Below are 25757 nucleotides of genomic sequence, written 5' to 3'. Positions count from 1 at the left end.
AAGCACCATGAGCCTTTCCCTTCGCGACCAGTTGCTCAAAGCAGGTCTGGTCAATCAAAAGCAGGCCAAGCAGGTCGGCAAAGAGAAACAGAAACAGCAGCGCCTGGTCCATAAAGGCCAGATCGAGGCCGACGACACCCAGGCCCGCCTGGCGGCCGAGGCGCACGCCGAGAAGGTCAAGCGCGACCAGGAGCTGAACCGCCAGCAGCAGGAAAAAGCCGAGGCCAAGGCCCGCACGGCCCAGGTCAAGCAACTGATCGAGACCTCGCGCCTGCCCAAGCTGACCACCGAGGACTACTACAACTTCGTGGACGACAAGAAGGTCAAGCGCCTGTCGGTCAACACGCTGATGCGCAACAAGCTGAGCAACGGCTCCCTGGCGATCGTGCACCACGGTGGCGGTTATGAGGTGATCCCGCGTGAAGCGGCGCTGAAGATCCAGGAGCGCGCACCGGAGCGTATCGTGCAGCTCAATATCCTTACCGAAAGCCAGGTGCCGGATGAAGATGATCCCTACGCCGCCTACCAGATCCCGGATGATCTGATGTGGTAAGGCTGCAAGCCTCAATTGTGGTGAGCAGGCTTGCCTGTGGTGAGCGGGCTTGCCCCGCATTGGGCCGCGAAGCGGCCCCAAAACACAAACCCCGCTCAAAAGGCGGGGTTTGTGCTTTCAGCGCCGCGTGTTACCAGTCCACGGCATAACTCACGCTGAAGGTCCGACCTTCGGCATTCGGGTACGGTGCTCGCGCGTTGGCCTGGGCAAACATGTTCTGGTAATTGCGGTTGCTGAGGTTGTAGATCGCCCCCTCCAGGCGACCCACAGGCAAGCGTACCGAACCCAGCAGGTCGACCAGGGTGTAGCCCTGGATATCGCGGCCGTTGTTGTCCTTGAACGCGGCGTCATAGTCGGCCAGGCGCATGGCTTGCAGGCGCAGGCTGTAGTCGTCGTGGTCATAGCCGACAAAGGCGGTGGTCTTGGCGGGGGAGATGCGCGTGGCCGGCAAGTCGATCCATTTGCCGTTTTGGCGGGTCTCGCCTTTGGCATACGCGTAAGTACCGCCGACCGACCACTGGTCAGTGACGTTGTACGTCAGGCTGGTTTCAATGCCGCGCACGCGTTCTTTCTGGTTGATCAGGCGCAGCACGCGATCATTGGCGTCATAGAACTGGGTGACATCCGAAGTGTTTTCATACGCCGTGACGTTGGCCAGCCATTTGTCCCAGTTGCCACGCCAGCCCAGCTCATAGCTGTCGACCTTGAGGGCTTGGGCATTGAGCTTCTGAATGTCGTACTGGCTGTTGACGTCCCGCAGGAAACGTTGGATGTCCGGCAGGGAAAAGCCCTGGCTGTAGTTGACGAATACATCCTGGTTTTCGCTCAGGTGATACACCGCCCCGAGGTTATAGAGGGTGTCGTCATATTTGAGGGTGCCGCCCGGCAGGGTAGCGCGGTTACCGGTCTGAACGATTTCGCCATAGGCAATGCTGTCGTCGATCCGGCTCTCGATCCACTCGCGGCGCACACCGCCACGCAAGGTCCAGTCGTCGATGTCGTAGGACAGTTGGCCAAAAATCGCCTTGGTGGTAGTGGTGATGTCCGGCCCCATCTCGAACGTGGTGCCGGTCTTGGTGTAGGTCAGGCCATTGACCCGGTACTGGTCGCCGCGCTGGCGTGAGGTTTCGTGATCATAGTCAGCGCCCCAGACCAGGTTGCCGGTCGCCGGGCCGATATCCGGCATTTGCGTGTCGATGGCTGCGCGCACGCCATAGACGTCCTGCACGCTGTTGTTGTCGGAAACCCCTGCGCGACCGCGGGAAAGGTCCGGGAAAAACAGCGCGTCGGCCCGGCGCCAGTAGCTTTCGACCTGCAAGCCCTGTCCGAAGAACGCTTTGTCGGAGTAGTTGAGGTTGACCGCCTGGTTGTGTGTGAACGGTTGATCGTCCAGGTCCAGGCCTTTGACCGCAACGGCGGTGGTGGTGATGCGTGGGTTCTTGGTGTAACGGGTGTCCTGTTCGTCTTTGTAATCTTGCAGGGACAGGCTGATCTTCTTGTCGTCATCCAGCGTGTAGCCGAAGCGACCTTGCAGGTCGTAGGTCTGGGTATCCATGTTGCTGCCCTGGGACGTGTCCTGGGGAATGCGCTTGCCGTTGCCGTCGAACTGGTCGTTGCGCTGCACGCCGTTCGCCGATACGTACCAGTCCACCGGGCCCTTGCGCCCAGTGGCGCTTTGGAACGCCTCGTAGGCAAAGCCCTTGTGACTGAAGTTATTGCCGCTGGTCATGCCGATCTTGCTGCTGAGGGCGAGGTCTTCACCTTGGTTACGCTTGGTGATGATATTGATGATGCCGCCTGAGGCGCCCGCGCCATAAACGCTGCTCGCTCCGGAGATCACTTCGATGCGCTCGATGCTTTCCGGCGCAACGCTGTTGAGCTGGCGGAAGTTGTCGCGTGTGGCGTTCTGGGACACGCCGTCGATCAGGATCAGCGTATTGCGTCCGCGCAGGGTCTGGCCGAAGTTGCTCATGCCACCGCTGGAAGGGGCAATGCCTGGCACCAATTGCCCGAGAATATCCGCAACCCGGCGCCCTGCGGCTGTTTGCTGGCGGATCTGGGTTTCGTCGATGACCTGTACGGAGCCTGGAATCGCGGCAATGCTGGTTTCACTGCGCGTGGCCGAGACGACGGTGGCCTGCAATTGCAGGTTGGTGGGCTCGGCCTCGGACTGATCGGCCCAGGTCGGTGCGCTTATCGATCCCATCAGTGGCAGCAGCGCTGCCCATTGCGACTTTCTCATGATCTTGCCTTTCAATTATTAGACGTATTGACAGAAAAAACAGGCATAGCGGGTGTTCGGGTGAACGAGCGGATGATGCGGATACCCAGGGCGGCCAAGGCGTACGTGAGTGCAACCAGCCAGAAGCTGTGTGCCAGGCCTACCATCCCCATGCCGATACCACCGAGCAAGGCACCCCCTAGCGCTCCCGCCTTGGCGGCGCTGTTGCCGATGCCCAGGGCAAACCCCTGTTGGGCGGGCGCAACGGTATTGGCGATCAACGTATAGGCGACCGGCAGCAAGGCGCCTTGCCACATGCCCCACAGCAGCCGGCTGGCGATGAAGCCCAGCCATTCGTTGGCCAGTGCTGTGCAGGCCAGGGTCAAGGCGCAGGCCCAGGTGACCCATTCGATGATGCGCAGCGTGTGTGCGGGCGAGTGTCGGTCGAACAGGCGACCCCAGAGCGGTGCGGACAGGGCCAGGGTCAGTGCGCTGGCGGCATAGCTGGCACCGATCAACCAGCCTGGCGCATGCAGGACGTCCGCGACGTATAGGGCGTAAAACGGCTGGGGCATCATTTTGGCAGCCTGGATCAGTACGATGATCCCCAACATTGCGCCGAGCCAGCCTTTGGGCAGGGCGGTGGGCGTGGTGGCATGAGTCTTTCGCAGGCGCTGGGTGTCGCTGGGCAAGAACAGGCTGACCAGCGCGCATACCAGGCAGACGGCGGTAGCGCTGTAGCACAGCAGGGCGAATCCGGAGATATCCATCAGCCAGCCACCCAACACCGGACCGGCCAGCGAACCCACGGCGGTGGCGGATTGCAGGCGGGCCATTATGTGTCCGCGCCCACTGTCGCCGCAGCACGCCAGCGCATAGGCTTGGGCGGCCGCGATAAAACCCGCCAGTGCACCTTGTGCCACGCGGATCGCGACCAGCAGCCAGGGATCGAAGGTCAGGGCGGCCAGCGCCTGACAGGCCGCCAGCGCCAGCAGCGCCCGAATGATCATCGGCTTGTGCCCGGTTCGGTCGCCCAGGCGACCCCACAGGGGCGTCAGGATCATCGCTGCCATCATCGGTCCGGCGTATACCAGCGACGACAGCAGGCCGGTGTAATGGGCGCCGGCATCGCCAAGCAGCCTCTGGATCTGCAAAGGCCAGAAGGGGCCGCTCATTTCCATGGCACCCATCGACACCAACTGGATGACCACCAACAAACGCAGTGCAGTGCTGTTAGCCGGCATGTGCGGCGCCGCTCAGCGGGTTCGGCAGGCGCCCGACGATATCGGCGTGACTGTCCAGCAGCCGCATCCGCATGAACGACTTGGCTGGCCACGGCTGCTCCAGCAGCGCTGCACGTTCGGTTTCCCAGCGTTGGGGAGCGACTTCGTTGCGCATGCGATCAAAGCACTGGCTGACTTGGGTCGCGAGTTCGTTCCACAGTTGCGCCTGGGGAATATCGAAGTAGCGGGCACTGAGCAGCACCAGTTCGCCCAGGTGGCACATGAATACCGTGTGCAGCAGCTTGTCACGGACAAAACCGGCATCGTCGTAAAGGGTCATCTTGGGGTCATGCAGTTCGATGTCCAGCCCGTGGGCATGCAAGGTCTGGCGGTCGATGCGAATATCGCCAAAATCACGCAACAGCAGGCGGCTCAACTGCCCGTCTGCGGCCATGACCATGAAGGCGTTCTGCTGATGGGCCTCGAACGCCACACCGTAGCGCAGGTACATCCCCAGCAGGGCCGGCACAGTGATCGCTGCATAGTCTCGAAAGAACGCGAGCATGGCCGGTGCATTGTCCTGGCCTTTACTCAAACGTACCCACTGTCTCAGCAAAGGCTGCCCGTGTTGGTCGATGGCAAACAGGCTACCTACCGGAACGGCCATTTCCCCCGGTTGTAGCAGGCTCTGGGGGTTGTCGCGGTAGAGCACGGCCAGGTGGCGGGCGTGTTCGTCATTTACCGGTTGGGGGTTGAAATGCACGCCGATGCGCTCGGGGACGATGTTCAGGAGTTTCTGGATCGCGGGTTCGCGCGCGAGGATCGTTTGCAGCAAGTGACTGATCCGCGGCCCCATGCGCGCCGAGCGTGGCGATACCGTGCGCTGTACGCTGGTCAGGCGCAGTGAGACCGGGAGCTTGACCATGGGCGCACCGCCCTGGCCATCAGGCAATACGGTCCGGAAGGACATGGTGGGGTGGGCGGTAAACGCGACGATGTCGGTCAGCACCAGCAGTCGGTCGCCGATTTCGTTGGCGAACAACCGGGGCAGTTCCTGTTGGGCTTGCCAAGGGTGCGCAGGCAGCGGCAGATACTCACTGGCTTCCAGGCCCTGGGCCGTCAGCGCTGCGGTCAATTGCTGTGCAGCACGTGGAAAGTGGGCTTGCCACCATTGCCAGTAATCAGCGGTATCGGCCAGCGTTTCCACGTGGGCGTACTGGTGGTGCAGCGCGCACAGCAACACCGGGAAGCGCGCTTCGAACTCCGGTGAGAAGTCGATGACCTGGTGGGTGTCCAGACCCAGTTTGGTTTTGTAGTTGGGGTGCCAGGGGTGGCCCAGCGTGCCCCACTGCTCAAGCACGGAAGTCGGGTTGGTAACGCTTGGCTCATCCTTGAGGTGACTCAGCAGGTTGTCCTGATGGGACGGGCCCATCGAGGCGTGCAGCCTTAGGCTCCATTGCTCGTGGAAGGCCAGGCAGAGCGTATCGTTGACAAAACTGTCGTCGATCTCGCTGTTCAGGCGGCTCAATACCTGCGGGGCGGCAGGTGTTTCGAGGGTGTCGTTGAGCAGCGTCAGCAACTGCGATGGGAATTGGATCTTCCGTGCGGCCTGTCCAGTTTGCACAAGCGTCACCGCGCCACGCAGGTCCCAGCTGGCCATGCGCCCGGCACGCAGGTGGTCGAAACGCAGGCAGGCGTGATCGGACAGCGGTAGGTGGTGGCGGCCTTGTTCGTCTTGGGTGAGTGTATCGGGTGCCAGCAGGCCTTCACGGAACAGGGCCTGGATCAGGCGTTGAAAGCTGCGTTCGGCGGCGGGTGCGAGGGTGTCGATCAGGGCTTCGAGGGTGACGTTGTGAGTCTGGAACTGGGGCGTAACCAGTGCTTCACCCCAGCGTTTGAGCAATTGTTGGTCTGGCGTATTGCTGCATCCGTTCGTCATGATGAATTCCGTTTTCATGGGCGTGCTGAAAGGTGGTGGATATTATCGAGAATCATTTCCAATTGTCTATTTGCTGATACAATTTTACTGAATCGTTTATGCCCGCCGTGCAGTTTGCCAAAACGAAAAACCCCGCTCGAAGGCGGGGTCGTCGGGGGTAGGCCCTCCAGCTGCGTGGGGCTGGGGCCTACGAGATTTCAGGTGTTCAGGAGCTTTGTGTCTGGCGTCTCATCTCAAGGGCTTCGAGCTCGTTCTTATAATTATGAGCGTCGCTCTCGTTGTGAAACATGCCGACCAACAGGTCTTGCTGGTGTACATCCCAGATGTGAATCCCATGGCCCAGTGCTTCGTGGGACATATGTTCGTCGTCGCGTTCAGTTACTTTTACAGTCATCTGCTTGCTCCAATCTCTGGTGGATCTGCGGCAAGTCGTCGCAGGCCTTTGTTATATGTTTTGTTAGCTTGCTAAGTAAACCGACTTTTCGCGCAACAAATCATTGCAGCAAACGCAACAGTGCTGCAGGCCGCGTAAACCGCGACATTACGCCGCAGGGTGCTGAGTTTTATGACGAAAGTTTCATGTTCAAGTCAGGCATTGAACCCTTTGTTGGCCCGGCTATCGCTATCGGGGGCAAGCCCCCTCCCACATTTTGATCGGTGAACACAACCAAGTGTGGGAGGGGGCTTGCCCCCGATAGCGGTAGAGGTTTGAACACCAAATCCATAGGCGAAAAAAAGCCCCGCATTCGCGAGGCTCGTTGTTCCAGCTACCGATCAGCTACCTTTGACAGCCTTACCGTCAACAGTACCGTCCTGCAGCATGATGTTGTATTCCTTGCCATCGGTTTCTACCTGGCGCAGGGCAACCAGAATACCGCCCTGATCCTTGGCGAACCACATCTGGGTGATGCGCTTGCTTTGCGTCGGGTCACGCACGCGCTCGACCTTGATCGCGTCGATGGAGCCGACCTTGGTCTGGACTTTTTCCGGGCCGATCACGCGGAAGTCGTAGGTGTCGACGTCGGTGCCTTCGACCACGTTGTAGCTCATGCTTTTCTTGCCGGCGGCCACATCGCGTTGCAAGGCCAACTGGTAGGTCGACTTGTCGAGCATGCCGCTTTGCAGGGACACGTTGACCGGGTCTTTGTTTTCAAAGCCGGTGACTTTCTTGGCGGTCTGGTCGAAGTCCAGATTGATTTTCTTCGCCTTGCCCAGGCCGCCGCGTTCGAAGGTGTAGCTCTTCGGTTGCAGGGTGTCCTTGTCAAACAGGATCACGCTGGTTTCGGTGAGGCTGGCGATCATCATGGAAGCCTTGAAATTCAAGGTCCAGGAGCCGTCGCCGTTCTTGGCCAGGCTGCGTTCGGCCGAACCACTCATGGGCAACTGTTTCCAGTCGGCGGTGTAGCTGACGGAGAAGGGGTGAAGGTCTGCTGCTTGCACGGCTGGCAAGGCGAACAGCGCAAAAGCGAAGAGCAAGGCGCGACGCATAAAATCTCCTAGGTTCGAATCAAGTGGCCGCTGGCCGCGAGTAACTGACCGTCCAATAATGCACCCTGGTCACCAAGAATCAACCGCCCCTCGGCAAACCAGCGAACGGCCAGCGGGTAAATCCTGTGTTCCTGGGCGTGAACCCGTTGCGCAAGCGTCTGCGCCGAGTCGTCAGACTCTACCGGAACCACTGCCTGTACGACCAGAGGCCCGCCATCGAGTTCCTCGGTGACAAAGTGCACACTGCAGCCATGCTCGCTGTCGCCGGCCTCGAGCGCACGCTGGTGCGTGTGCATGCCTTTGTACTTGGGCAGCAGGGAAGGGTGGATATTCAACAAGCGCCCGGCGTAATGCCGCACGAAGTCAGCGCTGAGGATGCGCATGAAGCCGGCGAGTACTACGAGCTTGGGGTTGAAGGCGTCGATCAGTTCGATCAAGGCGCGGTCGAAGGCCTCGCGACCGTCGAACGCCTTGTGATCCAGCGAGCGGGTGTCGATACCCGCGTCCCTGGCGCGTTGCAGGCCGTAGGCGTCGCTGCGGTTGGAGATCACCGCAGCAATGCGCACCGGGTTGTCGCCGGTGCGCATGCTGTCGATCAGGGCCTGCAAGTTACTGCCGGTGCCGGAGAGCAGCACCACGACATCACAGGTCTGAGACATTAATGAGCCTTGAGGTTCTTCAGCTCAACCTGAGCCGCGCCTTCGGCAGCGGTGGCGATCTGGCCGATGACCCAAGGCTGCTCGCCGGCTTCGCGCAGTACGTTCAGCGCGGTTTCAACGTGCTCCTGAGCCACGCAGATGACCATGCCGACGCCGCAGTTCAGCACGCGGTGCATCTCGGTTTCGTCGACGTTGCCTTTCTCTTGCAGCCAGTCGAATACTGCCGGACGCTGCCAGCTGGCCACGTCAACGATGGCCTGGGCGCCTTTTGGCAGCACGCGCGGGATGTTGTCCAGCAGGCCACCGCCGGTGATGTGGGCCATGGCCTTGACGGCGCCAGTGTCCTTGATCAGCTTGAGCAACGGCTTGACGTAGATGCGGGTCGGGGCCATCAGCAGGTCCGTCAGCGGCTTGCCGTCGAGCTGGGTGTTCTCGATCTCGGCGCCGGACACTTCGATGATCTTGCGGATCAGCGAGTAACCGTTGGAGTGCGGGCCGGAGGATGGAAGGGCGAGCAGGGCATCGCCGGCGGCAACCTTGGAGCCGTCGATGATCTCGGCTTTTTCCACGACGCCGACGCAGAAGCCGGCCAGGTCGTAGTCTTCACCTTCGTACATGCCTGGCATTTCAGCGGTTTCGCCGCCGACCAGTGAGCAACCCGACAGTTCGCAGCCGGCGCCGATGCCGGTGACCACTTGGGCCGCGGTGTCCACGTTCAGCTTGCCGGTGGCGTAGTAGTCGAGGAAGAACAACGGCTCGGCGCCGCACACCACCAGGTCATTGACGCACATGGCGACCAGGTCGATGCCGATGGTGTCGTGCTTGTTCAGGTTCAGCGCCAGGCGCAGCTTGGTGCCCACGCCGTCGGTGCCGGACACCAGTACAGGCTGCTTGTAGCCGGCCGGGATCTCGCAGAGGGCGCCAAAACCGCCCAGGCCGCCCATGACTTCAGGGCGCGCAGTGCGCTTGGCGACGCTCTTGATGCGTTCGACCAATGCTTCACCGGCGTCGATGTCTACACCGGCGTCCTTGTAGCTCAGGGAGGGTTGCTTGCTCATGATCCAGGCCTTTAGGGGGGATTTCTGGGTAACGACCGAGCGGGCGGGGGCTTTTATAAAGGCCACGCCGTTGACGGTCTGCGAAGGCGCGCGATTTTATCAGGCTTGAGGGGCAGCGGCCATCCTCGGGCCGACGGGCAGGGGCATATGGCGTTAAAAAAATGCTAATCGGGTCTGCTTTGGCGCGTATTAAGGTATAGCCTTTACTGCGCTAGCGTTGTGACAGTACGAAAACTTACCAAGACCCTGTGAATGTTTTATCGGTCGCCGTGGTCACAGCCTTGGCAAACCGAGTTCACGCGGTCTGTTCCAGCCGCTAAATTTGTCGTTCGGGAATCTTCCATGCGTCTGTGTAAATTCTTCTTTGTGGGCTGCTTGTCGTTGGTCAGCCTGGCGAGTCATGCCGAAACCCTTAATGGCCTTTATCAAGTACTCGAACCCGTCAGCAGTCAGTCGCCGCAAGAGCGTGACCAGGCGACCCAGCGCGCCGTGCAGACCCTGGTGATCCGCCTGACCGGCGACGCCAAGGCCGCCGAGGGGCCGGGTCTGGCGGCCGTTCGCAAGGATCCGCAACAAATCATCAGCCAGTACGGCTACGACGCCGGCCCGCCGGAAAGCCTGCAAGTGGATTTCGACCCGGTGAGCACCGATCGCGTGCTGCGTGAAGCCGGTCTGTCGATCTGGGGCAGCAATCGGCCGTCGATCCTTGGCTGGTGGCTGAACGACTCCACCGAAGGCAGCAGCCTGGTGGGTGATGGCCAGACCGTCGCCCAGGCGCTGCGCCGTGCCGCGCAACACCGTGGCTTGCCGCTGCGCCTGCCGCTGGGCGACCTGGATGAGCAGGTGGTCGCCACCGCACCGAACCTGGAAAGTGCTGACGCCACACCGTTGCGCGCCGCTTCCGAACGTTACGGCGCCGACGCTTTGCTGGCCGTGCATGCGCGTCAGGAAGGCAACCAATGGCAAGCCAAATGGCGCCTGTGGCTGGGCGACAAGAGCGAGCAGGGCACCGCGCAAGGGGCCGACACCGGCGCTGTAGCCGACGCGGTGATGCTGGCGGTCAGCCAAAAGCTCGCGCCACGCTTTGCGGTCAAACCCGGCGTGAGCACCGAACAATTGCTGGAAGTGCAGGGCATGACCCTTGAGCGTTATGCCGCGCTGGGTCACCTGCTGGAGCCTTTCGGTGGCCAGCCGCAGTTAGTGGATGGCAATCGCATCGTATACCGCGTCAATGGCAGTGCCGATCAGTTGCGTACCCAGTTGAGCCTGGCCAAGTTGCAGGAGATTCCTGCGGGTGAGGCACCGGTCCCGCAACCGGTGGCGGAGGGTGCGCAGCCGGCTGCTGCACCAGAACCTCAGGCGCAAATGCGTTTTCGCTGGTAGCAGTTTTCTTCTTTATATAGATGGAGTGGTTTATGGCGGATACGCGTCGTTGGGTGTGGCTTGGCGGGTTTGTCCTGCTGTGCGTTTTTGTGTTCCTGCTGCATTCGATCCTGACGCCATTCCTGGTCGCGTTGCTGCTGGCTTACCTGTTCGATCCGGTGGTGGATCGCCTGGAAAAAGCCGGGTTGTCGCGGACCTGGGGCGTGGTGACGGTGTTCGCCCTGTTTACCTTGATCATCACGGCGTTGGTGCTGGTGCTGGTGCCGATGCTGGCCAAGCAGTTGTTCCGCTTGTATGAGCTGGCGCCGCAGATGCTCGATTGGCTGCAGCACACGGCGATGCCGTGGGCCCAGGCCAAGTTGGGGTTGGCGGATGGTTTCTGGAAGTTCGACAAGGTCAAGGCGGCCATCAGCGAACATATGGGCCAGACCACCGATATTGTCGGGGTCATCCTCAGCCAGGCGACGGCGTCCAGCCTGGCGTTGATCGGCTGGCTGACCAACCTGGTGCTGATCCCGGTGGTGGCGTTCTACCTGCTGCGCGACTGGGACATCATGATGGCCAAGATCCGCAGCCTGCTGCCGCGCAACCGTGAGGAGCGCATTGTTTCGCTGGCTGAGGAATGCCATGAGGTGCTCGGCGCCTTCGTGCGCGGGCAGTTGCTGGTGATGCTGGCCCTGGGGATCATCTACGCGGCCGGCTTGATGGCTATCGGCCTGGAGCTGGGTCTGTTGATCGGCCTGATCGCCGGCCTGGCCGCAATCGTGCCTTATATGGGGTTTGTGATTGGGATCGGCGCGGCGCTGGTCGCGGGCTTGTTCCAGTTTGGCGGGGACTTGTACCCGATGCTGGGTATCGTGGCCGTCTTCATGGTCGGCCAGGCGTTGGAAGGCATGGTGCTCACGCCGTTGTTGGTCGGGGATCGGATTGGTCTGCATCCGGTGGCGGTGATCTTTGCGATTCTGGCGGGTGGTGAGTTGTTTGGCTTCACGGGCATCCTGCTGGCGTTGCCGGTGGCTGCAGTGATCATGGTGCTGGTGCGCCATGTGCACGATCTGTACAAGGATTCGGATGCTTATACGGGGGTTGAAGATCCCGACCTGTAACTCTATCTTCACAAACCCGGCCAAGGCCGGGTTTGTCTTTTCTGGGGGCGGTCCGTCAAACAATCTGCATAAATCCAACAAGTTAACGCAAACCTTTGATTTTGCTTGGGGTCTGTTGCATTGTGCGCCCGGCGTCACGGGTATAAACTTTGCAAACTTTACACAGAGGCCACTAACGGTTCGTTCGGAGCCGTTCAGTCAGCATGAAACCGATTCAGCTGCCCTTGGGTGTGCGTCTGCGTGACGACGCCACCTTCATCAACTACTACCCAGGCGCCAATGCCGCTGCACTCGGCTATGTCGAGCGGCTCTGCGAAGCCGACGCCGGGTGGACTGAAAGCCTGATCTATCTGTGGGGCAAGCACGGCGTAGGGCGTACCCACCTGTTGCAGGCTGCGTGCCTGCGGTTCGAGCAGATGGGCGAACCGGCGGTGTACCTGCCGTTGGCCGAGTTGATGGATCGCGGTATCGGCATCTTCGATCACCTTGAGCAATACGAACTGGTGTGCCTGGATGACTTGCAGGCGATCGCCGGCAAGGCGGATTGGGAAGAAGCGCTGTTTCACCTGTTCAATCGCTTGCGTGACAGCGGTCGGCGCCTGCTGATTGCCGCGTCGACTTCGCCACGCGAGTTGCCGATCAAGCTGGCCGACCTCAAGTCGCGCATGACCCTGGCGCTGATCTTCCAGATGCGCCCGCTGTCCGACGAAGACAAATTGCGTGCCCTGCAATTGCGGGCCTCCCGTCGCGGCCTGCACCTCACCGACGAAGTCGGGCACTTTATCCTTACTCGAGGCACCCGCAGCATGAGTGCGCTGTTCGATTTGCTCGAGCAGCTCGATCAGGCGTCCTTGCAGGCGCAAAGAAAATTGACGATCCCTTTTCTCAAGGAAACGTTGGGCTGGTAACTCATTGAATTTGCGTGGTTCGCCATTTTACGGGCGCCAGAAAACCTGCGTTTCTGCCGGCTGGGCTTCGCATTCGAACCGATAAATGGAATTACGGCTTAGATGTCATAGTCCAATCGCGAAGTCACATAGAGCACGATTGAATTTGCAAATCGATGTGATAGAAGGCATAGTCTCGACTTCTTTACATATCAGCCACGGTCGTGCCCATGCTAAATCGCTTCGCACCCCTCGTGCCCCTCGCACTCGTTACCCTGTTGTTTGGTTGCGCCTCCCACCCTCAGCAGGTGGCAGATCAGCAGAAACCACAGGTTCAAAATCAGGCAAAATTCGTTGCTGCACAATCTGCCTCTGTTTATGAGGAAGAAGTCGCAACGGAAAAGGAACTGGCCGACTTCGCCGGCAACAAGCCTTATCAGCTTCCAGTCCTGGCCGACAGCATCCTCGAACGCGGCATGTCCCTGATCGGTACCCGTTACCGTTTCGGTGGTACCTCTGAAGCCGGTTTCGACTGCAGCGGTTTCATCGGCTACCTGTTTCGTGAAGAGGCCGGCATGAATCTGCCGCGCTCCACCCGCGAAATGATCAACGTGAATGCACCGTTGGTCGCACGCAACAACCTCAAGCCTGGTGATCTGCTTTTCTTCAGTACGGCAGGCCGTGGTCGTGTGAGCCACGCCGGTATCTACCTGGGCGATAACCAGTTTATCCACTCCAGCAGCCGTCGCAGTGGCGGTGTCCGGGTCGATAACCTGGGTGACAGCTACTGGAGCAAAACCTTCATCGAAGCCAAGCGCGCACTCGCCATGGCCCCGACGACGGTTACCGCTAGCAAGTAAACTTAAAGTGATACTTGAAGTTTGACGTGTAAGCGCTAGAATCCCTGGACATTGTTGTAATCCGTTCGCGCGAGCTTTGCTTGCGCGTTCTGGTTTTCAGCGTTCGGCAGCGAAAGCCGCATCCAGACCAGGATTGTTCTGCACATGTCGACCTCGGCCCGCCTGATTCTCATTGTTTGCGCCGCGCTGCTCAGCGCCTGCGCAAGCCGCACACCGCCGCCCGCTCCCGTAGCGGTGAAGCCCAAGCCGGTGTTCAACTATTCCACCCAGAATTTCTCGCCCGCAGCTGAAGACGTACTCTTCCGCGCGCTGGGCCTGGTCGGCACGCCTTACCGTTGGGGCGGCAACACGCCGGACTCCGGGTTTGATTGCAGCGGCCTGATCGGGTTTGTCTTCCGCGATGCCGCCGGGATTTCCCTGCCGCGTACCACCCGCGAGTTGATCGTAATGCGCGCGCAGGACGTCAGCGAGCAGAACCTGCAGACCGGCGACCTGCTGTTCTTCGCCACCGGTGGCGGTTCCCAGGTCAGCCACGCCGGAATCTACGTGGGTGAAGGGCGCTTTGTGCATGCGCCACAAACCGGCGGTACGGTGAAGCTGGACACGTTGTCCAAGGCCTATTGGCAGAATGCCTATTTGAGCGCCAAGCGCGTGTTGCCGGGCAACCTGGCACGCAATCCTTAGCGCCAGACTCGAATCGAAATGTGGGAGGGGGCTTGCCCCCGATAGCGGTGTGTCAGCTAAAGATAACTGGGCTGATCCACCGCCATCGGGGGCAAGCCCCCTCCCACAGTTGTTTTGTGTCGACTTCAAGTTGCTTTAATTGACGCTCCACCCCCAACCTACTACCCTTCGCCGCTTGTTCCAGGTGCTCTGTGACCCACGGGTCGACAGAGTGAAACAGGGAAGCCGGTGAGTGAGCGCACTTCTACACAGTGCCGCCGCGATTCCGGCGCTGCCCCCGCAACGGTAAATGAGTCAAGACGCTGCCTTTTGCCACTGTATCGCCTGCGATATGGGAAGGCGCAGCGTTGGCCTGCCTTCAGCCAGCACGCCACTCATGAGCCCGGAGACCGGCCTGCAACATCCAACAGCATCACGGTGGGCGATGCTTGGCTGTCTGCTTTTCTTTTTTCCTGCCCGCCGTTTTTGTCCAGCCCCAACGGAGAGCTGCCATGACCGATTCCCCCGACCGCGACGAACGCCACCTGGCGCGCATGCTGCGCAAAAAAGCCGTGATCGACGAGCGCATCGCCAACTCCCCCAACGAATGCGGTCTGCTGCTGGTGCTGACCGGCAACGGCAAAGGTAAAAGCAGCTCCGCGTTCGGCATGTTGGCCCGTGCCATGGGCCACGGCATGCAGTGCGGTGTGGTGCAGTTCATCAAGGGGCGCAACAGCACTGGAGAAGAATTGTTCTTCCGTCGCTTCCCCGAGCAAGTGCGCTTCCATGTAATGGGCGAAGGCTTCACCTGGGAAACCCAGGACCGCCAGCGCGACATCGCCGCCGCCGAGGCCGCCTGGGCGGTCTCCCGCGAATTGCTGCAAGACCCCTCCATCGGCCTGGTGGTGCTGGACGAGCTGAACATCGCGCTCAAGCACGGCTACCTCGACCTGGACCAGGTCCTCAGCGACCTGCAAGCCCGTCCACCGATGCAACACGTGGTGGTCACCGGCCGCGGCGCCAAGCCCGAGTTGATCGAAATGGGCGACACCGTCACCGAAATGGGCATGCTCAAGCACGCGTTCCAGGCGGGTATCAAGGCACAGAAGGGCGTCGAACTTTGAATCAGCCCCGTCATTGCCCTGCCGTTTTGATCGCCGCTCCGGCGTCCGGCCAGGGCAAAACCACCGTCACCGCCGCGCTCGCCCGTTTGCACCGCAACCTGGGGCGCAAGGTGCGCGTGTTCAAATGCGGCCCGGACTTTCTCGACCCGATGATCCACGAACGCGCCAGCGGTGCGCCGGTGTATCAGTTGGATATGTGGATGGTGGGCGAGCAGGAAAGTCGTCGTTTGCTGTGGGAAGCGGCGGGGGAGGCAGACCTGATCCTGATCGAAGGCGTGATGGGCCTGTTCGACGGCACACCCTCCAGCGCCGACCTGGCGCGACACTTCGGCGTGCCGGTGCTGGGGGTGATCGACGGCACGGCCATGGCGCAGACCTTCGGCGCGTTGGCATTGGGCCTGGCGCGCTATCAGCCGGATCTGCCATTCGCCGGCGTATTGGCCAACCGTGTCGGCACCCTGCGTCATGCGCAACTGCTCGAAGGCAGCCTCACCGAGGGCCTGCGCTGGTATGGCGCATTGTCACGCGAGACCGGTATCGAACTGCCCAGTCGCCACCTCGGCCTGGTGCAAGCGAGCGAACTGAATGACCTCGATGTACGCCTGGACGCCGCCGCCCAAGCGTTGGGCAGCAGTTGCGAAGTCGCCTTGCCGCCGCCGGTGACGTTCGCTGCGCCCCAAGTGATCGAGGCTGAGCCGTTGCTCAAGGGCGTGCGCATTGCCGTGGCCCGCGATGAGGCCTTCGCCTTTACCTACGGCGCGAGTCTCGACCTGCTGCGCGCAATGGGCGCTGAGCTGAAGTTTTTTTCGCCGATTCACGATCGCCAATTGCCCGATGCCGACAGCCTCTACCTGCCCGGTGGTTACCCCGAATTGCACCACCAGGCGCTGTCGGAAAACATCCCGATGCTCGACGCCATTCGCGCTCACCACGCGGCCGGCAAACCCTTGCTTGCCGAATGCGGCGGCATGCTCTACCTGCTGGACTCGCTGACCGATGTCGACGGCATCCGCGCTGAACTGCTCGGCCTGTTGCAGGGCGACGCGGTGATGCAAAAGAAACTGGCGGCCCTGGCCCTGCAAAGCGTCGAATTGCCGGAAGGCACCCTGCGTGGCCATACCTATCACCATTCCCTGACCACCACTGAATGGCAACCGATTGCCCGTGGCCTGAGCCCCAATGGCGGGCGCGGTGCCGAGGCGGTGTATCGGCAGGGGCGGATGACGGCGTCCTACGTACACTTCTATTTCCCATCCAATCCCCAGGCGGTGGCCGCATTGTTCGCGCCCGATCCAGCACTATGAGCGACAACGCTTTTCCCCAGGCCGACCGCGACGCCGTCTACCGCGCCATCGCCGAACGCCGCGACATGCGCCACTTCAGCGGCGGCACTGTCGCCCCCGAGCTGCTCCACCGCTTGCTCCAGGCCGCACACCAGGCGCCCAGCGTCGGCCTGATGCAGCCCTGGCGCTTTATTCGCATCAGCGATCGCCAGTTGCGTGGGCAGATTCAACAGGTGGTGGAAGAAGAACGCTTACGCACCGCCGAAGCCCTGGGCGAGCGTTCCGATGAGTTCATGAAGCTCAAGGTCGAAGGCATTCACGACTGTGCCGAAGTGTTGGTGGCGGCGTTGATGGATGATCGCGAGCGGCACATCTTCGGGCGTCGCACCCTGCCGGAAATGGACATGGCGTCATTGTCCTGTGCTATCCAGAATTTGTGGCTGGCGGCGCGGGTCGAAGGCCTGGGCATGGGCTGGGTCTCGTTGTTCGAACCCCAGGCGCTGGCCGATCTGCTGGGTTTGCCGCCCGGTGCGAAACCCCTGGCCGTGTTGTGCCTGGGGCCGGTAGCCGAGTTCTACCCGGCACCGATGTTGCAGCTCGAAGGCTGGACCGAGCCTCGGCCCTTGAGTGACATGTTGTATGAAAATGCGTGGGGAGTGAGTCAATGAGTGTGGCCTTGCTGTGTGTCGCTGCAGTCGCGCTGGATGCGCTGCTGGGCGAACCCAGGCGCTGGCATCCGCTGGTGGCGTTCGGCGATTTTGCCGGGCGCATCGAGCAACGTTTCAATACCGGTGGCCGTGGCTGGCGCAGCCATGGCGTGACCGCGTGGTTTATCGCCGTGGTGCCGCTGACGCTGCTGGCTACGGCCTTGTCGTGGGCGCCTTACATTGGCTGGGTACTGGAGATCTTGGCGTTGTACTGCGCCCTTGGCATGCGCAGCCTTGGCGAGCATGTGATCCCGGTGGCCCAGGCCCTGCGCAGTGATGACTTGGAGGCGGCGCGCAAACGCGTGAGCTACCTGGTCAGCCGCCAGACCAGCGAGCTGGACCGCACCGAAGTCGCCCGTGCCGCCACCGAATCGGTGCTGGAGAACGGCAGCGATGCGGTGTTCGCTGCGATTTTCTGGTTTGTGGTGGCCGGTGTGCCGGGCGTGGTGCTTTACCGCCTGAGCAACACCCTCGACGCCATGTGGGGTTATCGCAACGAGCGTTTTGAGCGCTTCGGTTGGGCGGCGGCAAAAATCGACGATGTGCTGAACTACATTCCCGCACGCCTGGTGGCGTTGACCTACGCGTTGCTGGGCAAGACCCGGCTGGCGCTCAAATGCTGGCGCACCCAGGGCCCGACCTGGGACAGCCCCAACGCCGGCCCGGTCATGGCCGCTGGTGCGGGCGCCCTGGGCGTGGAGCTGGGCGGTGCCGCGATCTATCACGGCGAAGTGCACCATCGTCCGCAACTGGGCGAAGGCCCGGCGGCGGATGCCGATTCCATCGATCGGGGCTGGCAACTGGTGCAGCGCGGCGTATGGTTGTGGCTGTTGATCCTGTGCGCGGGGGCGCAATTCTATGCTTGAGCATGGTGGCCGGCTGCGCAAGGCAGCGATTCAGTACGGGATAGCCGAAGCCGACTGGCTCGACCTGTCCAGCGGGCTCGCGCCCTGGCCCTGGCCGATCCCCGAGATTCCCCTGCGTGCCTGGGCGCGCCTGCCGGAAACCGACGACGGCCTGGAGCAGGCCGCCAGCGAATACTACGGCGCTGCGCATCTATTGCCGGTGCCGGGTTCCCAGGCGGCGATCCAGTTGTTGCCGCGACTGCGTCGTGCCGGCAAGGTCGGCGTGCTGTCGCCGTGCTATGCCGAACACGCCGAAGCCTGGCGCCGTGCCGGTTACGTGGTGCGCGAAGTGCAGGAACAGGAAGTCGACTTCTTTCTTGATGGCCTCGACGTGCTGGTGGTGGTCAACCCCAATAACCCCACCGGCCTGAGCCTGAGCCCGCAACGCCTGCTGGATTGGCACTCGCGGCTGGCCCAGCGCGGCGGCTGGCTGGTGGTGGATGAAGCCTTCATGGACGTCACCCCGCAACTGAGCCTGGCCGGCCAGGCGCATCAGGTCGGTTTGATCGTGCTGCGTTCGTTCGGCAAGTTCTTCGGCCTGGCCGGCGTGCGGCTGGGCTTTGTGTTGGCCGAGCGCAAGTTGCTCAAGTTGCTCGCCGAGCAGGTCGGCCCCTGGGCGGTCAGCGGACCGACGCGGGTGCTGGGCCAAGGGTGCCTGCGCGACACCGCCGGGCATGCGCGGCAACGCACGCGTTGCATAGAGGCGGGCCAGCGCTTGTTCGCGTTGCTGGTGCGCCACGGCTTTCCACCTCAGGGCGGCTGTGCCTTGTTCCAATGGCTGATCACGCCCCATGCCGAACGTGTGCACGAATTCATGGCCCAGCGCGGCATTCTGCTGCGCCTGTTCGTCCACGACAGCAGCCTGCGTTTCGGCCTGCCCGACACTGAGGCCGACTGGCAGCGCCTCGACGACGCCCTGGCCGCCTATAAGGACGCAACATGAGTACGCTGATGGTGCAGGGCACCACCTCCGATGCCGGCAAAAGTACGTTAGTGACCGCGTTGTGCCGCTGGCTGGTGCGCCAGGGTGTGGCCGTGGCGCCGTTCAAGCCGCAGAACATGGCGCTCAACAGCGCCGTGACCGCCGAAGGTGGTGAAATCGGCCGCGCCCAGGCGGTGCAGGCCCAGGCCGCCAACCTGGCGCCTCATACCGACATGAACCCGGTGCTGCTCAAACCCAACAGCGACACCGGCTCCCAAGTGATCATCCACGGCCGTGCCGTGACCACCATGAACGCCGTGGCCTATCACGACTACAAAGCCATTGCGATGCAGGCGGTGCTGGCCTCCCACGCCCGGTTGAGCCAGGCCTATCCCGTGGTCATGGTGGAAGGCGCTGGCTCCCCGGCGGAAATCAACCTGCGCGCCAACGACATCGCCAACATGGGCTTCGCCGAGGCGGTGGATTGCCCGGTGTTGCTGATTGCCGATATCAATCGCGGCGGGGTATTCGCCCACCTGGTCGGCACCCTGGAGCTGCTGTCACCCACGGAACAGGCGCGGGTCAAAGGCTTCATCATCAACCGTTTTCGCGGTGACATCGCGCTGTTGCAACCCGGCCTGGACTGGCTGGAAACACGCACCGGCAAACCGGTGGTGGGCGTTCTGCCTTACGTGATGGACCTGCACCTGGAAGCCGAGGACGGCATCGACCAACGCCAGATCGACAAGGCGGCCCAGGTGCTCAAGGTGGTGGTCCCGGTGTTGCCGCGCATCAGCAACCATACGGATTTCGACCCGCTGCGCTTGCACCCCCAGGTGGATTTGCAATTCATCGGGCCAGGCCAGCCGATCCCGGCCGCCGACCTGATCATCCTGCCCGGCTCGAAAAGTGTGCGCAGCGACCTGGCCTATCTGCGTGCCAACGGTTGGGACGCCGCCGTGGCGCGTCACTTGCGTTATGGCGGCAAGGTGCTCGGCATTTGCGGCGGCTTGCAGATGCTCGGCGAGCAAGTGCACGACCCGTTGGGCCTGGAAGGGCCTGCCGGTTCCAGCGATGGCCTGGGGCTGCTGGCGTTCAGTACCACGCTGGAAGAAGAGAAGCAGTTGCGCAACGTGCGTGGGCGTTTGTTGTTGGAGAATGCCGAGGTCAGCGGTTATGAGATCCATGCGGGCGTGACCTGCGGTGATGCTTTGTCGAATGCCGCCGTGTTGCTGGAGGATGGCCGCAGCGATGGCGCACAAAGTGCCGATGGGCAGATCCTTGGCACCTACTTGCATGGCTTGTTCGAAAGCCCGGCCGCGTGCAGCGCCTTGTTGCGCTGGGCCGGTTTGCAGGACGTGCAGGAAGTGGATTACCACGCCCTGCGCGAGCGCGATATCGAGCGCCTGGCAGACTTGGTAGAGAACCACCTGGATACCGATTTGTTGCGCAGTTTGTGTGGAGTCACCCCATGCTCCAGCTGATCCTCGGTGGTGCCCGGTCCGGCAAAAGCCGCCTCGCCGAAAAGCTTGCCAGCGACAGTGGCTTGCCCGTCACGTACATCGCCACCAGCCAACCGCTGGATGGCGAGATGAGCGCGCGTGTCGCCCTGCATCGCCAGCGTCGCCCCGACCATTGGGGGCTGATCGAAGAACCCGTTGAACTGGCGCGGGTACTGCGCGACAACGCGGCAACCGAGCGCTGCCTGCTGGTGGATTGCCTGACCTTGTGGCTCACCAATCTGCTGATGCTTGAGGATTCGCATCGTCTGGCCGCCGAGCGCGATCAACTGCTGGAAACCCTGGCCGGGCTGCCGGGTGAAATCATTTTTGTCAGCAACGAGACCGGTCTGGGTGTCGTGCCGCTGGGCGAATTGACTCGCCGCTATGTGGATGAAGCCGGTTGGCTGCATCAAGCCTTGGCCGAGCGATGTCAGCGTGTTGTCCTGACCGTCGCCGGCCTGCCCCTGACTTTGAAAGGTACTGCGTTATGACTGACACCTGGTGGCTCAACCCGTGTAAGGCGATTGACACTCAAGCCTACGAACACGCTCTGGCACGCCAACAGCAACTGACCAAACCGGCCGGCTCCCTCGGCCAGTTGGAAGCGCTGGCGGTGCAATTGGCCGGCTTGCAGGGCCAGGTCAAACCGTCGGTGGACGCGCTGTGGATCGCCATCTTCGCCGGTGACCATGGCGTGGTCGCGGAAGGTGTGTCGGCGTTTCCCCAGGAGGTCACCGGGCAGATGCTGCACAACTTCGTCAGCGGGGGGGCGGCTATCAGCGTCTTGGCGCGGCAGCTGGAAGCACAGTTGGAAGTGGTCGACCTGGGCACGGTGACCCCGTCCCTGGACCTGCCCGGTGTGCGTCACCTGAACATCGGCGCGGGCACCGCCAATTTTGTCAACGGCCCGGCCATGACCGAGGCCCAGGGGCAACGTGCCCTGCAAGCCGGTCGCGACAGTGCGCGGCGTGCGCTGGCTAGCGGTGCACAGCTGTTTATCGGCGGCGAGATGGGCATTGGCAACACCACCGCCGCCAGTGCCCTGGCGTGTGCCTTGCTCGACTGCCAGGTCAGTGACCTGACGGGGCCGGGCACCGGCTTGAATGCCCAGGGCGTGAGCCACAAGGTGGCCGTGATCGAGCGCGCACTGGCGGTGCATGCCGCCCAACGCGGCGATGTCTTGCAGACCCTGTTCAATCTCGGCGGCTTCGAGATCGCCGCGCTGGTCGGTGCATACCTGGCGTGTGCCCAGGAAGGCATCGTGGTGTTGGTGGATGGGTTCATCTGCACCGTCGCGGCACTGGTCGCCACGCGCCTGAACCCGGCATGCCGCGAGTGGCTGGTGTTCGGCCATCGTGGCGCCGAGCCTGGCCATCGTCATGTGCTGCAACACCTCGACGCGCAGCCGTTGCTGGAACTGGGCCTGCGCCTGGGCGAAGGCAGTGGTGCGGCGCTGGCAGTGCCGTTGTTGCGCCTTGCCTGTGCATTGCACGGGCAAATGGCGACCTTCGCCGAAGCCGCCGTGGCGGACCGCCCGGCATGATCTTGCACCTCGACCTGCTGCGCCACGGCGAAACCGAGCTGGGTGGCGGCCTGCGCGGCAGCCTGGACGATGCACTCACCGCCAATGGCTGGGTGCAGATGCGCGAGGCTGTGGTGGCGCGGGGGCCGTGGGACCGCCTGATCAGTTCGCCGCTGCAACGCTGTGCGCGATTTGCCGAAGAATTGGGCGCCCGGCTCAAGCTGCCGGTGACGCTGGAGAAGGACCTGCAAGAGCTGCACTTCGGTGCGTGGGAAGGGCAGAGTGCGGCGACCTTGATGGAGACCGACGCCGGAGGGCTGGGGCTGTTCTGGGCCGATCCTTATAGCTTTACACCGCCGGACGGGGAGGCGGTCAGCGCCTTTTCCGAACGGGTTCTGGGGGCTGTCTCACGTTTGCATCAGGCATATGCCGGTGAACGAGTGTTGTTGATCAGTCACGGCGGCGTGATGCGCCTGTTACTGGCGCAGGCGCGTGGCTTGCCCCGGGAGCAGTTGTTGAACGTCGAGGTCGGTCATGGTGGGCTGTTCAGCCTGCAGGTTGCGGCTGACGGAACTCTGAAGGAAGGGGCGTAGACGTGCTGCCATTCTGGATCGCCCTGCAATTTCTCAGCAGCCTGCCGATTCGCCTGCCGGGCATGCCGCAGCCTCAGGAACTGGGGCGTTCGCTGCTGTTTTATCCGGTGGTAGGCCTGTTGTTCGGCGTGCTGTTGTGGGCGCTGAACAGCGTATTGATGGGCGCGCCATTGCTGCTGCATGCCGCACTGTTACTGACTGCCTGGGTATTGCTCAGCGGCGGCTTGCACCTGGATGGCCTGGCGGACAGCGCCGATGCCTGGCTGGGCGGCTTCGGTGACCGCGAGCGCACGCTCACGATCATGAAGGACCCGCGCAGCGGGCCGATTGCCGTGGTGACGCTGGGGTTGGTGCTGTTGCTCAAGTTCACTGCGCTGGTGGCTTTGATCGAGCAACACAATGGCGCCGCGCTGATCCTGGCGCCGCTGATCGGCCGCGCATCGATGCTGGCGCTGTTTCTCACCACGCGCTATGTGCGTGCAGGGGGACTGGGCCAGGCTCTGTCGGATCATTTACCGAGGATTGTCGGTCAACAGGTACTGATCCTCAGTGGTCTTGCCTGCATCCTGATTGGCGGCTTCAGCGGCGGGGTTGCGGTATTGCTCGCGGCGATCTGCTTTCTGGGGCTGCGCCAACTGATGGTCAATCGCCTGGGCGGCACCACCGGTGACACCGCAGGGGCCTTGCTGGAGCTGCTGGAAGTCGTGGTGTTGGTCGGCCTGGCGCTGTAACACTTTCTTGCATTTCCTTAATCGCGGGTATATACACGTTCCATGCTTGCCTCCCAATGTTTATGTACCAACCTGCGACGTGCCGCCCGTGGCGTCAGCAGGCATTACGACGGCGCTCTCGACGGCTTCGGGATCAACGTCGCCCAGTATTCTTTGCTGTGCAACCTGCAACGACTCGACCAGCCGAGCATTTCCAGCCTGGCGGACGCCATGGGCCTGGATCGCAGCACCTTGGGCCGCAACCTGCGGGTGCTGGAAGGCGAGGGCCTGGTGCAACTGGTGGAAGGCGACGACCTGCGCAATCGCCTGGTGATCTTGACCCGGGAGGGTGAGGCGCGACTCGCCGCCGCATTACCCGCCTGGGAAGCGGCGCAGCAGAAATTGATCGATCAACTCGGCGCGGAAAAACGCGAAACCTTGTTGGCCTTGCTGGACGAACTCGCCTGAATGGGAGTTTGTTCGAATACAAGCGGGTATATACCCGCGAGCGGAGAATAAGAAATGACCTCGATGTGGCGCACCAGTGGCTGGATTCTTGTGGGGAGTGCGCTGATCCTGGCGTTGTCGTTGGGCGTGCGCCACGGTTTCGGCCTGTTCCTGGCGCCGATGAGCAGCGAGTTTGGCTGGGGCCGCGAGACCTTCGCCTTCGCCATCGCCCTGCAGAACCTGATCTGGGGTCTGGCGCAGCCGTTCACCGGCGCCCTGGCCGACCGTTTTGGTGCCACCAAAGCGGTATTTGTCGGCGGTGTTCTGTACGCCGTTGGCCTGGTGTTGATGGGCATGTCCGATTCGGCGTGGTCGTTGTCCCTCAGTGCGGGCTTGTTGATTGGTATCGGCCTGTCCGGCACCTCGTTCTCAGTGATTCTGGGTGTGGTCGGCCGCGCGGTGGCGCCGGAAAAACGCAGCATGGCGATGGGGATCGCCAGTGCGGCCGGTTCGTTCGGCCAGTTTGCGATGGTACCGGGCACGCTGGGTTTGATCAGTTGGCTGGGCTGGTCGACGGCATTGCTCGCACTGGGCTTGATGGTGGCGCTGATCCTGCCGCTGGTCGCCATGCTCAAGGACCGGCCTCTACCAGCGCTGGCCGGCCAGCAGACCCTGCGTGAAGCCTTGAAGGAAGCCTGCTCCCATTCCGGCTTCTGGCTGCTGGCGTTCGGCTTTTTTGTCTGCGGTTTTCAAGTAGTGTTTATCGGCGTGCACCTGCCGGCTTACCTCGTAGACCAGCACTTGCCGGCCACGGTTGGCACCACGGTGCTGGCCCTGATTGGCCTGTTCAATATCTTCGGGACCTACACCGCCGGCTGGCTCGGCGGGCGCATGTCCAAACCGCGCTTGCTGACGGGCTTGTACCTGCTGCGTGCGGTGGTGATCGTGCTGTTTCTGTGGGCGCCGGTCACCGAGATCACGGCCTACCTGTTTGGCATGGCGATGGGCTTCCTGTGGCTATCCACGGTACCGTTGACCAACGGCACCGTGGCAACGCTGTTTGGTGTGCGAAACCTTTCCATGCTGGGTGGGATCGTATTCCTGTTCCACCAGTTGGGTTCGTTCCTGGGTGGCTGGTTGGGCGGGGTGGTCTATGATCGAACCGGCAACTACGATTTGATCTGGCAGGTGGCGATTCTGTTGAGCCTGCTCGCCGCCGCCCTGAACTGGCCGGTGCGTGAGCGGCCGGTGGCGCGCTTGCAGGCGCAGATGGAGGCGGCATGAGTGTAGCGTTACGCGGTCTGATCCTCGTCGCGGGACTGATCCTGGTGCTGCTGGCCTGGTGGGGCTGGCAGCATGGCGGGCTGGCGTTGATGCAACTGGGTATGGCGATCTGTTAAGTTCGTGGTCTGAATACTTTTAAGGACACACGACATGCAGATGCGTTGGCTCGCTGTACCCGTCCTGATGGCCATTGGCAGTGCCGCCCTGGCCGCCAGTTGCACGCCGCTGCTGGAGGGCCAGTTGCCCAAGCTGCGCGCCAAGGAATCCATCGACCTGTGCCAGCGTTTTGCTGGCAAGCCGCTGGTTATCGTCAACACTGCCAGCTTCTGCGGGTTCGCCCCGCAGTTCAAAGGCCTTGAGGCGTTGTACCAACGCTACAAGGGCCAAGGGCTGGAAGTGATCGGCGTGCCGTCCGATGACTTCAAGCAGGAAGCCAAGACTGGCGAAGAGACTGCCAAGGTCTGCTACGTGAATTACGGCGTGACCTTCACCATGACCGAGCCACAGAAGGTCAAGGGACCGGATGCGGTGCACCTGTTCAAGGTGCTGGCGCAGCAGACCGACACGCCGCCGAAGTGGAATTTCTACAAGTACGTGGTGGATCGGCAGGGCAAGGTGATTGCCAATTTCTCCAGTTTGACCAAGCCGGACAATCCGGATCTGATCAAGGCGGTGGAACAGGCGATCGCCTCCAAACCTTGAGGGCCAGCCATTAAAA

25 protein-coding genes, 1 pseudogene and 1 riboswitch are annotated in these 25757 nt (G+C 62.0%); of the genes and pseudogenes, 19 read left to right on the top strand and 7 right to left on the bottom strand.

Annotated features, from left to right (window positions below; genetic code table 11):
* The first annotated feature begins 7 nt into the window (after positions 1 to 7).
* Positions 8 to 553 (top strand): DUF2058 domain-containing protein, encoded by a 546-nt coding sequence (locus LUU92_RS20935; protein ID WP_028617375.1) that lies wholly within the window; start codon positions 8 to 10, stop codon positions 551 to 553.
* Positions 554 to 683: 130 nt separating this feature from the next.
* Here LUU92_RS20935 and LUU92_RS20930 read toward each other — a convergent pair whose 3' ends face one another.
* The 7 genes from LUU92_RS20930 to purM form a co-directional block, all read right to left on the bottom strand.
* Positions 684 to 2795, bottom strand: a complete 2112-nt coding sequence (locus tag LUU92_RS20930; RefSeq protein ID WP_257102587.1) for a TonB-dependent receptor — start codon at positions 2793 to 2795, stop codon at positions 684 to 686.
* A gap of 11 nt (positions 2796 to 2806) precedes the next feature.
* A complete protein-coding gene (locus LUU92_RS20925) occupies positions 2807 to 4018 on the bottom strand; it encodes an MFS transporter (protein ID WP_071491323.1) in 1212 nt (403 codons plus the stop codon).
* The gene (locus tag LUU92_RS20920) at positions 4008 to 5936 is read right to left on the bottom strand and encodes an IucA/IucC family protein (protein ID WP_257102586.1); all 1929 of its coding nucleotides are present in this window, start codon (positions 5934 to 5936) and stop codon (positions 4008 to 4010) included. The genes LUU92_RS20925 and LUU92_RS20920 overlap by 11 nt, the downstream gene beginning before the upstream one ends.
* Positions 5937 to 6141: 205 nt before the next feature.
* Positions 6142 to 6330: a hypothetical protein gene (locus LUU92_RS20915; protein WP_071491322.1), complete on the bottom strand. Its 189-nt coding sequence runs from the start codon at positions 6328 to 6330 to the stop codon at positions 6142 to 6144.
* A gap of 380 nt (positions 6331 to 6710) precedes the next feature.
* A complete protein-coding gene (locus LUU92_RS20910; protein ID WP_257102585.1) occupies positions 6711 to 7424 on the bottom strand; it encodes a DUF3108 domain-containing protein in 714 nt (237 codons plus the stop codon).
* A gap of 8 nt (positions 7425 to 7432) precedes the next feature.
* A complete protein-coding gene (purN, locus tag LUU92_RS20905; protein ID WP_257102584.1) occupies positions 7433 to 8083 on the bottom strand; it encodes a phosphoribosylglycinamide formyltransferase in 651 nt (216 codons plus the stop codon).
* Positions 8083 to 9141 carry a phosphoribosylformylglycinamidine cyclo-ligase gene (gene purM / locus LUU92_RS20900; RefSeq protein ID WP_016976515.1) on the bottom strand — a complete coding sequence of 353 codons (1059 nt, stop codon included), beginning with the start codon at positions 9139 to 9141 and terminating at the stop codon, positions 8083 to 8085. Before purM ends, purN begins: the two co-directional genes overlap by 1 nt.
* A 342-nt stretch (positions 9142 to 9483) precedes the next feature.
* Between purM and LUU92_RS20895 the strand changes: the two genes are divergently transcribed.
* From LUU92_RS20895 to LUU92_RS20810, 18 genes and pseudogenes are all read left to right on the top strand, one after another.
* Positions 9484 to 10524 carry a DUF2066 domain-containing protein gene (locus LUU92_RS20895; protein WP_257102583.1) on the top strand — a complete coding sequence of 347 codons (1041 nt, stop codon included), beginning with the start codon at positions 9484 to 9486 and terminating at the stop codon, positions 10522 to 10524.
* A gap of 32 nt (positions 10525 to 10556) precedes the next feature.
* The gene (locus LUU92_RS20890; protein ID WP_071491319.1) at positions 10557 to 11630 is read left to right on the top strand and encodes an AI-2E family transporter; all 1074 of its coding nucleotides are present in this window, start codon (positions 10557 to 10559) and stop codon (positions 11628 to 11630) included.
* A 203-nt stretch (positions 11631 to 11833) separates the two neighbouring features.
* On the top strand, positions 11834 to 12538 hold the full coding sequence (gene hda, locus LUU92_RS20885; RefSeq protein ID WP_058424954.1) for a DnaA regulatory inactivator Hda: 705 nt from the start codon (positions 11834 to 11836) through the stop codon (positions 12536 to 12538).
* A gap of 209 nt (positions 12539 to 12747) precedes the next feature.
* Positions 12748 to 13377, top strand: a complete 630-nt coding sequence (locus tag LUU92_RS20880; protein ID WP_058424953.1) for a C40 family peptidase — start codon at positions 12748 to 12750, stop codon at positions 13375 to 13377.
* 144 nt (positions 13378 to 13521) lie between these two features.
* Complete coding sequence (locus LUU92_RS20875) at positions 13522 to 14061, top strand: C40 family peptidase (RefSeq protein ID WP_071491318.1); 540 nt, start codon at positions 13522 to 13524, stop codon at positions 14059 to 14061.
* A gap of 165 nt (positions 14062 to 14226) precedes the next feature.
* Positions 14227 to 14473, top strand: a riboswitch (cobalamin riboswitch).
* 79 nt (positions 14474 to 14552) lie between these two features.
* Positions 14553 to 15164, top strand: a complete 612-nt coding sequence (gene cobO, locus LUU92_RS20870) for a cob(I)yrinic acid a,c-diamide adenosyltransferase (protein WP_010208674.1) — start codon at positions 14553 to 14555, stop codon at positions 15162 to 15164.
* Positions 15161 to 16468: a cobyrinic acid a,c-diamide synthase CobB gene (locus LUU92_RS20865; protein WP_071491317.1), complete on the top strand. Its 1308-nt coding sequence runs from the start codon at positions 15161 to 15163 to the stop codon at positions 16466 to 16468. Before cobO ends, LUU92_RS20865 begins: the two co-directional genes overlap by 4 nt.
* Positions 16465 to 17115 (top strand): 5,6-dimethylbenzimidazole synthase, encoded by a 651-nt coding sequence (bluB, locus tag LUU92_RS20860; protein WP_257102582.1) that lies wholly within the window; start codon positions 16465 to 16467, stop codon positions 17113 to 17115. Before LUU92_RS20865 ends, bluB begins: the two co-directional genes overlap by 4 nt.
* A complete protein-coding gene (gene cbiB / locus LUU92_RS20855) occupies positions 17112 to 18020 on the top strand; it encodes an adenosylcobinamide-phosphate synthase CbiB (protein WP_071491315.1) in 909 nt (302 codons plus the stop codon). Before bluB ends, cbiB begins: the two co-directional genes overlap by 4 nt.
* Positions 18013 to 19002 (top strand): threonine-phosphate decarboxylase CobD, encoded by a 990-nt coding sequence (cobD, locus tag LUU92_RS20850; RefSeq protein ID WP_257102581.1) that lies wholly within the window; start codon positions 18013 to 18015, stop codon positions 19000 to 19002. The genes cbiB and cobD overlap by 8 nt, the downstream gene beginning before the upstream one ends.
* Positions 18999 to 20457, top strand: a pseudogene (locus LUU92_RS20845) (cobyric acid synthase); the annotation flags it as partial. The gene cobD and the pseudogene LUU92_RS20845, both read left to right, overlap by 4 nt.
* Positions 20453 to 20974, top strand: coding sequence for a bifunctional adenosylcobinamide kinase/adenosylcobinamide-phosphate guanylyltransferase (gene cobU, locus LUU92_RS20840; protein ID WP_257102580.1), 522 nt, complete (start codon positions 20453 to 20455; stop codon positions 20972 to 20974). The pseudogene LUU92_RS20845 and the gene cobU, both read left to right, overlap by 5 nt.
* Positions 20971 to 22026, top strand: a complete 1056-nt coding sequence (gene cobT / locus LUU92_RS20835) for a nicotinate-nucleotide--dimethylbenzimidazole phosphoribosyltransferase (RefSeq protein WP_071491311.1) — start codon at positions 20971 to 20973, stop codon at positions 22024 to 22026. Before cobU ends, cobT begins: the two co-directional genes overlap by 4 nt.
* On the top strand, positions 22023 to 22598 hold the full coding sequence (cobC, locus tag LUU92_RS20830; protein WP_257102579.1) for an alpha-ribazole phosphatase family protein: 576 nt from the start codon (positions 22023 to 22025) through the stop codon (positions 22596 to 22598). The genes cobT and cobC overlap by 4 nt, the downstream gene beginning before the upstream one ends.
* Positions 22599 to 22600: 2 nt before the next feature.
* Positions 22601 to 23329, top strand: coding sequence for an adenosylcobinamide-GDP ribazoletransferase (locus LUU92_RS20825; RefSeq protein ID WP_071491309.1), 729 nt, complete (start codon positions 22601 to 22603; stop codon positions 23327 to 23329).
* Positions 23330 to 23371: 42 nt separating this feature from the next.
* Positions 23372 to 23776, top strand: coding sequence for a MarR family winged helix-turn-helix transcriptional regulator (locus LUU92_RS20820; protein WP_071491308.1), 405 nt, complete (start codon positions 23372 to 23374; stop codon positions 23774 to 23776).
* Positions 23777 to 23839: 63 nt separating this feature from the next.
* Positions 23840 to 25039, top strand: a complete 1200-nt coding sequence (locus LUU92_RS20815) for an MFS transporter (protein ID WP_162276405.1) — start codon at positions 23840 to 23842, stop codon at positions 25037 to 25039.
* Between the two features lie 150 nt (positions 25040 to 25189).
* Positions 25190 to 25741 carry a glutathione peroxidase gene (locus tag LUU92_RS20810; RefSeq protein ID WP_257102578.1) on the top strand — a complete coding sequence of 184 codons (552 nt, stop codon included), beginning with the start codon at positions 25190 to 25192 and terminating at the stop codon, positions 25739 to 25741.
* Positions 25742 to 25757: the final 16 nt, after the last annotated feature.

It is taken from the genome of Pseudomonas extremorientalis, assembly GCF_024584605.1.
Taxonomy (GTDB): Bacteria; Pseudomonadota; Gammaproteobacteria; order Pseudomonadales; family Pseudomonadaceae; genus Aquipseudomonas; species Aquipseudomonas extremorientalis.
The sequence above is the reverse complement of the archived record's forward strand: the minus strand, read 5'-3'. Positions and strand labels throughout refer to the sequence as shown.

Coding starts and splice junctions, on each gene's coding strand:
- LUU92_RS20890 (WP_071491319.1), top strand. CDS start 10,557: ATGGCGGATACGCGTCGTTGGGTGTGGCTTGGCGGGTTTGTCCTGCTG.
- cobU (WP_257102580.1), top strand. CDS start 20,453: ATGCTCCAGCTGATCCTCGGTGGTGCCCGGTCCGGCAAAAGCCGCCTC.
- cobO (WP_010208674.1), top strand. CDS start 14,553: ATGACCGATTCCCCCGACCGCGACGAACGCCACCTGGCGCGCATGCTG.
- cobC (WP_257102579.1), top strand. CDS start 22,023: ATGATCTTGCACCTCGACCTGCTGCGCCACGGCGAAACCGAGCTGGGT.
- cobD (WP_257102581.1), top strand. CDS start 18,013: ATGCTTGAGCATGGTGGCCGGCTGCGCAAGGCAGCGATTCAGTACGGG.
- LUU92_RS20875 (WP_071491318.1), top strand. CDS start 13,522: ATGTCGACCTCGGCCCGCCTGATTCTCATTGTTTGCGCCGCGCTGCTC.
- LUU92_RS20820 (WP_071491308.1), top strand. CDS start 23,372: ATGCTTGCCTCCCAATGTTTATGTACCAACCTGCGACGTGCCGCCCGT.
- LUU92_RS20935 (WP_028617375.1), top strand. CDS start 8: ATGAGCCTTTCCCTTCGCGACCAGTTGCTCAAAGCAGGTCTGGTCAAT.
- LUU92_RS20810 (WP_257102578.1), top strand. CDS start 25,190: ATGCAGATGCGTTGGCTCGCTGTACCCGTCCTGATGGCCATTGGCAGT.
- cobT (WP_071491311.1), top strand. CDS start 20,971: ATGACTGACACCTGGTGGCTCAACCCGTGTAAGGCGATTGACACTCAA.
- cbiB (WP_071491315.1), top strand. CDS start 17,112: ATGAGTGTGGCCTTGCTGTGTGTCGCTGCAGTCGCGCTGGATGCGCTG.
- LUU92_RS20925 (WP_071491323.1), bottom strand. CDS start 4,018: ATGCCGGCTAACAGCACTGCACTGCGTTTGTTGGTGGTCATCCAGTTG.
- bluB (WP_257102582.1), top strand. CDS start 16,465: ATGAGCGACAACGCTTTTCCCCAGGCCGACCGCGACGCCGTCTACCGC.
- LUU92_RS20815 (WP_162276405.1), top strand. CDS start 23,840: ATGTGGCGCACCAGTGGCTGGATTCTTGTGGGGAGTGCGCTGATCCTG.
- LUU92_RS20910 (WP_257102585.1), bottom strand. CDS start 7,424: ATGCGTCGCGCCTTGCTCTTCGCTTTTGCGCTGTTCGCCTTGCCAGCC.
- hda (WP_058424954.1), top strand. CDS start 11,834: ATGAAACCGATTCAGCTGCCCTTGGGTGTGCGTCTGCGTGACGACGCC.
- LUU92_RS20880 (WP_058424953.1), top strand. CDS start 12,748: ATGCTAAATCGCTTCGCACCCCTCGTGCCCCTCGCACTCGTTACCCTG.
- LUU92_RS20895 (WP_257102583.1), top strand. CDS start 9,484: ATGCGTCTGTGTAAATTCTTCTTTGTGGGCTGCTTGTCGTTGGTCAGC.
- purN (WP_257102584.1), bottom strand. CDS start 8,083: ATGTCTCAGACCTGTGATGTCGTGGTGCTGCTCTCCGGCACCGGCAGT.
- purM (WP_016976515.1), bottom strand. CDS start 9,141: ATGAGCAAGCAACCCTCCCTGAGCTACAAGGACGCCGGTGTAGACATC.
- LUU92_RS20930 (WP_257102587.1), bottom strand. CDS start 2,795: ATGAGAAAGTCGCAATGGGCAGCGCTGCTGCCACTGATGGGATCGATA.
- LUU92_RS20915 (WP_071491322.1), bottom strand. CDS start 6,330: ATGACTGTAAAAGTAACTGAACGCGACGACGAACATATGTCCCACGAA.
- LUU92_RS20920 (WP_257102586.1), bottom strand. CDS start 5,936: ATGACGAACGGATGCAGCAATACGCCAGACCAACAATTGCTCAAACGC.